Source organism: Aerosakkonema funiforme FACHB-1375, assembly GCF_014696265.1.
Classification (GTDB): domain Bacteria; phylum Cyanobacteriota; class Cyanobacteriia; order Cyanobacteriales; family Aerosakkonemataceae; genus Aerosakkonema; species Aerosakkonema funiforme_A.
Window position 1 is genome coordinate 1 of sequence record NZ_JACJPW010000209.1, and the last position, 6390, is coordinate 6390.

General features: G+C 41.7%; 8 protein-coding genes. 5 read left to right on the plus strand and 3 right to left on the minus strand.

What is annotated here, in order from left to right; genetic code table 11:
• Nucleotides 1–71 precede the first annotated feature (71 nt).
• Nucleotides 72–266, minus strand: a complete 195-nt coding sequence (locus tag H6G03_RS36555; protein ID WP_190475769.1) for a hypothetical protein — start codon at nt 264–266, stop codon at nt 72–74.
• Complete coding sequence (locus H6G03_RS36560) at nt 253–1365, minus strand: ImmA/IrrE family metallo-endopeptidase (protein WP_190475751.1); 1113 nt, start codon at nt 1363–1365, stop codon at nt 253–255. Before H6G03_RS36560 ends, H6G03_RS36555 begins: the two co-directional genes overlap by 14 nt.
• 133 nt (nt 1366–1498) lie before the next feature.
• On the opposite strand from H6G03_RS36560, the gene H6G03_RS36565 reads away from it, so the two are divergent.
• From H6G03_RS36565 to H6G03_RS36575, 3 genes are read left to right on the plus strand one after another with little or no spacing between them, the layout of a single operon-like run.
• On the plus strand, nt 1499–1666 hold the full coding sequence (locus H6G03_RS36565; protein ID WP_190475753.1) for a hypothetical protein: 168 nt from the start codon (nt 1499–1501) through the stop codon (nt 1664–1666).
• Nucleotides 1667–1723: 57 nt separating this feature from the next.
• On the plus strand, nt 1724–2290 hold the full coding sequence (locus tag H6G03_RS36570) for a 7-cyano-7-deazaguanine synthase (RefSeq protein WP_190475755.1): 567 nt from the start codon (nt 1724–1726) through the stop codon (nt 2288–2290).
• On the plus strand, nt 2277–3218 hold the full coding sequence (locus H6G03_RS36575) for a hypothetical protein (protein WP_190475758.1): 942 nt from the start codon (nt 2277–2279) through the stop codon (nt 3216–3218). Before H6G03_RS36570 ends, H6G03_RS36575 begins: the two co-directional genes overlap by 14 nt.
• A 75-nt stretch (nt 3219–3293) precedes the next feature.
• Here H6G03_RS36575 and H6G03_RS36580 read toward each other — a convergent pair whose 3' ends face one another.
• The gene (locus H6G03_RS36580; RefSeq protein WP_190475760.1) at nt 3294–3470 is read right to left on the minus strand and encodes a hypothetical protein; all 177 of its coding nucleotides are present in this window, start codon (nt 3468–3470) and stop codon (nt 3294–3296) included.
• Between the two features lie 841 nt (nt 3471–4311).
• On the opposite strand from H6G03_RS36580, the gene H6G03_RS36585 reads away from it, so the two are divergent.
• Together H6G03_RS36585 and H6G03_RS36590 are read left to right on the plus strand one after the other, a co-directional pair.
• Nucleotides 4312–4719 (plus strand): plasmid mobilization protein, encoded by a 408-nt coding sequence (locus H6G03_RS36585; protein ID WP_190475762.1) that lies wholly within the window; start codon nt 4312–4314, stop codon nt 4717–4719.
• Nucleotides 4720–6024 carry a relaxase/mobilization nuclease domain-containing protein gene (locus tag H6G03_RS36590; RefSeq protein WP_190475764.1) on the plus strand — a complete coding sequence of 435 codons (1305 nt, stop codon included), beginning with the start codon at nt 4720–4722 and terminating at the stop codon, nt 6022–6024.
• Nucleotides 6025–6390: the final 366 nt, after the last annotated feature.

Genomic DNA, 6390 nt, shown 5'->3' on the forward strand with positions numbered 1-6390 from the left:
AATTGTGCCGATGCACGATATGCCTACGGCACGCTGTGCGAAGGCACTCCTGCAAGTGCCTTAACAAAAGTTCATACAGTGTCGATTACTTTTGTCCGACTACTTACTTCTAGCCGATCCGAATCCAAAACTTCCTGGGCAATATACAGAGGGCTGTACTGCTGTTGTAGCCATTCCCACTCCTCAAGCCAGCAAAAGTCAATCAGGGCCGTAGCATCCAGAATCAGTCCTACCGTGCTACGCCCTGAAAAATCAGAAGATGGCATCGATAGCATACACCCTGGCTTCTTTACGAGATTGCCGCAAGCAGTCAACAGATAAATTAAGTAACTCGGCGGCTTTTAATTCTGAAACTTTGCCCTCTGAAAGTGCTTGCCAAACTAATTTAGTAAAGCGTTGGTTGGCTGGGAAATCTTCAGCACTTAATGCTGGCTCAATCTCTTTTTCTTTAGGGAGGGATTCACCAGTCTGTCGCTTGTATTCTCCACGTATTTTCTGAATGGCATCACTATACTTTAGCTTTCCCATTTGCTCCAGTCGCATCAGCATCATGGTGTAGCTGACGCGGAAGTGAGCTTTTAACTCAATCACGTTACTGAACACATTTAAGGCTCGCTCTAGAGCCTCTTGAGACACTAGCAAATGACTGGCGAAGTGGTTAGCAACTGCTTCCCGCGCTTTTTCTTCTTCTTTGGTTCCTTCTTCTATCAGGTTGTCTTGGTACTCGTCTCGATGGAATATTAGGTGTCCAATTTCATGAGCCAGGGTAAACAACTGCCGTTCGATGGTGATGTTGTAGCTGTTGACTAAAACGAAAGCTCCCTGAGCCAGACTACAGGCACTTAGTCCAAAAAACCCTGGGATTAGGATATCCTGGCGCAGCACTTTTAAGCCAATCTCTTCCACAGCTTCAAACAAATTCAGAATGGGGCCATCTCCCAATCCCAAACGGTGACGAAACTGAGTGGCAATTTCGGCAATCCGCTTTTCGTTGCCTTCTAGTTGGTGACAAGGGGTGCTTTCTGGGGCATAAGTGGGGATGCCGACTGCCTGTTCTAGTGCGGTGTAGTCTTCTAGCAGCCGCAACACTTGAGCTGCAAATTGGGGGTTTTTGTCAAAGGAGGTATGGGCGCGAAACCGGAAGTTGGGTAACGCCAAGGTGCTTTCTTTCCGTAGCAAGTCATCGAGCTTAACGCCCAAAGCACGGGCGAGAGTCGAGAGGGTTTTGCTATCGGGGAGGGTTTTGGCGTTCTCGTAGTTGTGGATGCTCTGGCGAGTCACCCCCGCCAGGGATGCCAATTCCTCTTGAGAGAGGTTTAGACCTTTGCGGTAGCGGGTTAGATTGCCAGCGATGATCTCTTTCATAGCTGATTCTCCCCTATGAACGCTCTTTGGCGTTGAACGGTTTGTCAAATTTGCTGGTCTTATATTTCCTAATTATAATTTAAAATGTAAAAGTGCTTTTACATTAGCGAAAAAACTTAGAGGTGATAGACCGATGGCAAAGAATACTGATAAGGGCTACCGCCGTGGTGCTGTGGACAATCGCAGCCAAGCCTATAATCCCGTAACTGAGCAATGGGTTAAGCGCAACGCTGAAACTGGACATTTTATGGACGTTAAGCAAAATGGCGAACCGTTCAAAGGTGTTCGTAAGGAGGAGTAGGCTTCTATCTGGCGGAAACTGGGGGACAACTGGCTCAAGCTAGGAGGCAAAAAATCTGTGCTCCCGTCAGATGCTCAAATAAACCTACTACTTGGAGGTGGAATAGACTCATCCGCTCTGATAGCTTTCTATTTGGCGCGGGGAGCAACTGTAAGAGGCATTCACTTTAATTATGGTCAACCCAGTCTTGATGGCGAACGTCGTTCCATTCTGGCTTTATCCCAACATTATGCAATTCCTTTGACTACCGTTGATTTGGGTTTGTCGATAGTCAGCGCTCAAGGTGAATATCACTGTCGCAATGCCACACTACTGCTTGCGGCTGCTAGTATTTTCCCCGCTAAACAGGGTCGATTTTCTATAGGAATTCATTCAGGAACTTCCTACTATGACTGTTCTAAAATTTTTATGGCAGATATCCAACGAATTTTTGATGGTTACTTCGGAGGTTGTATTCAAGTTGAAGCGCCATTTTTAGAGTTCACCAAAGCAGACATATTTAATTTTTGCACTTTAGCTCAGGTTCCGGTAGAGCTTACGTTTAGCTGTGAGCGTCGTGGAGATTTTCCCTGTGGGCAATGTTCATCATGTCTAGACCGGAGGATACTACATGAAAGTAGCTGAGATATGTAGAGTCCGGGAAATTTCTGTGATTGATGTTTGTACTCCACTTGTTATCCCATCATTTTCAAGTCGGGGCTTTCCTTATGTCAAGGACATTTATATATCCCTGAAAAAATACCTTTCCAAGGTTTCCCTTGTAAGTGCCTACGATCTATACCATGAATATTTAAATATGGAAGAGATATATTCTTCTGACGTTGTTTTCATAGACAGTGGCGGTTATGAAGCTAAATTAGTAGTTGACTTAAATGATGCTTATGTAGATGACCGCTATGCTAAAGATTGGACACCGGATTACCATCAGATGATACTCAATAGGTGGCAACCTTTATCCCAACTGGTATTTGTTAGTTATGACCATGAAACTCATCAATTAATTTCAAATCAGATAGAGTCAGCTAATTCCCTTTTTCAAAAATATCCAGAGGTAGCATCAGATTTTTTATGCAAACCTGAAAGCGAGGGGGCTAAGTTAGTTGATGTCAACAGTTTAATTAAAAATGCTCATAATCTAGCTTCATTTTCAATACTCGGCATTACAGAAAAAGAGCTTGGGGAGACTCTTTTAGAAAGATGTCAGAATTTATTGAGAATACGTGCAGCTTTACAAGAACAGGGGCTTCAAACGCCTATACATATTTTTGGGTGTCTAGAGCCTCTCACGGTTATTTCATATTTTCTTTGTGGAGCTGATATATTTGATGGGCTTTCTTGGCTTCGTTTTGCATTCGTTGACGGATTGGCAACATATCATTCGACGGCAACGCTCCTTCAAGGAGAGTGGAGTTATACCGACAATCAGCTACTCTGGGCGCGTTGGATTCGGAATCTTCAAAGTCTTGAGTCTTTATCTAAAGCGATGAGTCGTTTTTGTAAAACACAAAAGATGGCATTTACTCAAGGTTGCATTAAGCAAACAACTCGATAAAAATCCGTTTGAACCGTTATGGCTTATCCAATTAAAGCTCTGGTTAAACGTATATAAAAAACCTCCAAGACAACCTTAGTTTAAGCAGTAATTTCTGCCCTTAACGGTCAAAGTATCTTTTGAAGTTTTTTCAATTCGACCTTGATTGGATTCAAAATTAAATTTATCAATAGCAATCGGGGAAATTATCGCAGCATATTCCCATTGTTGTTGACTAATTGATTGAGTGGCGAGAGGTAGAGATTCTGCCATTAGTCCGAAGATGCTCGATTAATTCTGGGGCTGAACAGTTCTCTGGTAATACCTCATCCAAAGCATTTTGCAGCCTGTGGCCTGCTCCTCACCACGACCATGTTCGGGGATTGAGAGGGTCAAAAAATCTAACGCTGTACCTGACTGATAAAAAACTCCAAAAATAACAAATCTTAGGTCAAATCGACTTGTGGTTGTATGGGGAGTAATGAGGAGCAGTGTGGCTAGATGTGGTTTGATGTGGCAATCTCTTCATCACTAACTAGCAATTAAATACCTTTTTTCCACACTCCACCACATTTAACCACATCACACCACAAAAATTGACAGTTAAAAGAAATGACTGAGAATGACGCTTCATTGTTAGTAGCAAGCAATGGTATTGTCCGTACAAATTGACTTTTTAGTGCTTAGAAAATAATCAAAGACTCCCCTCCTTGTGCGGAAACCAAACCGCAACGGAGGGATAAAGACAGCTTAAGCTTTTTATTAGATTTAATTACAATTTGTAAGTACTAATACTACAAAATTAACAGAATATTAAGTAAAAACCTAGTGGGAAATGGGATGACACTTTGAAGCAGGGAATAGCCTTACTTGCAGTATCTGGGGTGTCTATTACATAGAAACATCTGTGTGATTTAAGAGAATGCGATCGCTCGTCAAGCCACCTCATCTATAAAGTACAGATATTATATTATGCTGCTTAAAAACTTTAACGATGAATCCCCTCCACTTGGAGGGAATCGTTAGAGGGGGTCAATTTCAGCTTGTAAGAGGTTTTCAGAAAATAGGATTCTTCTTTAACATGGGATAACTTTTAGATAGTAGATAGTACCCTATGAAACTGAAAAACAATCGTCATACTAAATATAAAGAAATACTGTCAAAAAGGTTTGAATTGAGATTAACTGAAGCAGAGTACGAACAAATCGAAACTTTAGCCCAAGAAGTTAATCTAACCATGAGCGAATTTGTCCGTCGTACTGTAGCAAGACGAGCAATGCCCCGTCCCTTAGCAGCATTCGACCTCAAAGCGTACCAAGTCTTATGCCAAATTAATACCGAACTACGCCAAGCTGGTAACAACCTCAATCAAATTGCCAAAGCTTGTAACACTTCCGTCATGCTAGGAGAGCCAGTAGCAGTGAATCGATCGCTATTACAAAACGTTCAACAACTGCTCAAAGAAAACCAAACTTTAATTCAAACCCTTGCAGCCCAAATCGCTCAATCAACGCAAAGATAGATGATCGGTAAACAAATCAAAGGTAAAGGATTTAGAGGCTGTCTCGATTACGTACTTGGCAAAAAAGGCGCTTACATAATCGGTGGTACTATGTGCGGACAAACTGCTGAAGCACTCAGTACCGAATTTGCCATTACCAGACAACTTAAACCACATCTCAAAATAGCAGTATTCCATGCCACTTTGTCAGTAGACGCCAAAGAAAAACTCGATTCAGATGCAGAAAACGATCGACGTTGGTGTAGCATAGCAGACGACTACATGAAAGCAATAGGATTCGATAATAACCAATATGTTGTAGCTAAACACACCGATACCGAACACGACCACATCCATATTATAGGCAGTCGCATTCGCTTTGACGGGACAGTAGTAGATGATAGCTGGGACTATTACAAAAGCCAAGAAGTAATTCGATCGCTAGAAGCTAAGTACAGTTTAGAAACTATAGCACCCAGTTGGGAATCAGAAAAACGAGCGCAGACAACAGCAGAATATCGGAAAAATCGTGACAGTGGACAAAAGAGCGTGCGCGTGCAATTGCAATCCCTAATAGATGAGTGTGTCGCCTCCCGATCGACCATGCCAGAATTGATAGAACGATTGCAGTCTGAAGGTGTAGAAATAAAAATTAGAATGACGAGAACTGGCTGCATTAAAGGCATTTCTTACCAGCTAAATGACATAGCTTTTAATGGCACTCAATTGGGTAAAGCATACACTTTTTATGGATTGCAGAAATATCGCGGTATTAGCTATGACTCAGAAGATAACGAGCTTCTGAAAATGCTAACGCAACAACAAGAAGCAATAGCTGATTCGCACGAACTTCAGAGGGACAAATCTTTACCCGAAACAAACACGCATACAGATACCATTTCAGTAGATTTGATTACCTCGGACACATTTGATACTGATGATAGTAATTTATCAAAAGCTAATCCCTCAATGCGATCGCTTTCTCTACCGCGTCAGCCAAATCCTTATAAACCTACTGAACAAACTAGCGAAGCCAAAGTTGAACAGAGCAGTCAAACAGATACGATAATTGCAATTGCTTTAGATGCTTTAATTACTGTCTCTTCAGATCGACAAACGCTCGGTCAATACAATATTCTATGGAATCAACCTCAATTAACTCTCTCAATTAGAGCTATTGATAGGGGTGAAATTCTTAAAGCTGCTTTTGCTCCCGATGGAACCTATCAGTTAAACGCTTGCCAAATTACCGAACTAGATATAAAGAACTTCCAAGCTTTTGGCAAACAACAGCAACAACGACAAATTCAGTTAGAACTGGATTAAATTGCATCCCCTCCAACTAGAGGGGTTAATTTTAACTAAATGTAATTACCCGCTTTGGCGAAGTTTATTAAAAGCAGAAAAAATACGATGCTTTTAGAGAGCTTCTAAAAATCTCCAAATTTGAGGAATTGAACAATGGAAATAGCCAAGCATCATATCTTTCAACCAGGAAACGACCCCATCTTTGTCGAATTGATTGAAGTGCCAACAGATAGTAACTCGTTTATCTACTGCACTTCTGCTGAATCAACAGCAGCAGTAAGTAGTCGGACAAAAGTAATCGACACTGTATGAACTTTTGTTAAGGCACTTGCAGGAGTGCGATCGCTACCCCAGGATAGTACAAATGTATTGTAAGACTTGACA

Coding starts and splice junctions, on each gene's coding strand:
- H6G03_RS36555 (WP_190475769.1), bottom strand. CDS start 266: ATGCCATCTTCTGATTTTTCAGGGCGTAGCACGGTAGGACTGATTCTG.
- H6G03_RS36560 (WP_190475751.1), bottom strand. CDS start 1,365: ATGAAAGAGATCATCGCTGGCAATCTAACCCGCTACCGCAAAGGTCTA.
- H6G03_RS36565 (WP_190475753.1), top strand. CDS start 1,499: ATGGCAAAGAATACTGATAAGGGCTACCGCCGTGGTGCTGTGGACAAT.
- H6G03_RS36575 (WP_190475758.1), top strand. CDS start 2,277: ATGAAAGTAGCTGAGATATGTAGAGTCCGGGAAATTTCTGTGATTGAT.
- H6G03_RS36580 (WP_190475760.1), bottom strand. CDS start 3,470: ATGGCAGAATCTCTACCTCTCGCCACTCAATCAATTAGTCAACAACAA.
- H6G03_RS36585 (WP_190475762.1), top strand. CDS start 4,312: ATGAAACTGAAAAACAATCGTCATACTAAATATAAAGAAATACTGTCA.
- H6G03_RS36590 (WP_190475764.1), top strand. CDS start 4,720: ATGATCGGTAAACAAATCAAAGGTAAAGGATTTAGAGGCTGTCTCGAT.